The 1,375-nt window shown below is 50.8% G+C and carries 1 pseudogene; it reads right to left on the reverse strand.

The annotated features are described in order from the left end of the window. Positions 1-1,362, reverse strand: a pseudogene (locus OSC10802_RS52705) (hypothetical protein); the annotation flags it as partial. Between the last annotated feature and the right edge of the window lie 13 nt (positions 1,363-1,375).

Raw genomic sequence — 1,375 nt, forward strand, 5'->3', positions numbered from 1 at the left:
CGGCAATTGAGCGATGGCAATTTCTGCTGCAACGGGTGCCGGCTCAACCGGCAATTCAGCTATGATAACTTCTGGCACTATGATAACTTCTGGCGCAACGGGTTCCGGCTCAACCGGCAATTCAGTTATGGTAACTTCTGGCGTAACGGGTGCCGGCTCAACCGGCAATTCAGCTATGATAACTTCTGGCGCAACAGGATTTGGCTCAACCGGCAATTGAGCGATGGCAATTTCTGCTGCAACGGGTGCCGGCTCAACCGGCAATTCAGCTATGATAACTTCTGGCACTATGATAACTTCTGGCGCAACGGGTTCCGGCTCAACCGGCAATTCAGCTATGATAACTTCTGGCGCAACGGGTGCCGGCTCAACCGGCAATTCAGCTATGACAACTTCTGGCGCAACGGGTGCCGGCTCAACCGGCAATTGAGTTATGATAACTTCTGGCACAAGAGGATTTAGCTCAACCGGCAATTCAGCTATGACAACTTCTGGCACAAGAGGATTTAGCTCAACCGGCAATTCAGCTATGACAACTTCTGGCACAAGAGGATTTAGCTCAACCGGCAATTCAGCTATGACAACTTCTGGCGCAACAGGATTTGGCTCAACCGGCAATTCAGCTATGACAACTTCTGGCGCAACGGGTGCCGGCTCAACCGGCAATTCAGCTATGACAACTTCTGGCGCAACGGGTGCCGGCTCAACCGGCAATTCAGCTATGATAACTTCTGGCGCAACAGGATTTGGCTCAACCGGCAATTGAGTTATCACAACTTCTGGCACAACAGGATTTGGCTCAACCGGCAATTCAGCTATGACAACTTCTGGCGCAACGGGTGCCGGCTCAACCGGCAATTCAGCTATGATAACTTCTGGCGCAACAGGATTTGGCTCAACCGGCAATTGAGTTATCACAACTTCTGGCGCAACAGGATTTGGCTCAACCGGCAATTGAGTTATCACAACTTCTGGCACAACAGGATTTGGCTCAACCGGCAATTCAGCTATGATAACTTCTGGCGCAACAGGATTTGGCTCAACCGGCAATTGAGTTATGGTAACTTCTGGCGCAACAGGATTTGGCTCAACCGGCAATTCAGCTATGATAACTTCTGACGCAACAGGATTTGGCTCAACCGGCAATTGAGTTACCACAACTTCTGGCGCAACCGGTGCCGGCTCAACCGGCAATTCAGCTATGATAACTTCTGGCGCAACAGGATTTGGCTCAACCGGCAATTCAGCTATGATAACTTCTGGCGCAACAGGATTTGGCTCAACCGGCAATTGAGTTACCACAACTTCTGGCGCAACCGGTGCCGGCTCAACCGGCAATTCAGCTATGATAACTTCTGGCACTATGATAACTTCT

This window comes from Kamptonema formosum PCC 10802, assembly GCF_000332335.1.
GTDB lineage: Bacteria > Cyanobacteriota > Cyanobacteriia > Cyanobacteriales > Oscillatoriaceae > Oscillatoria.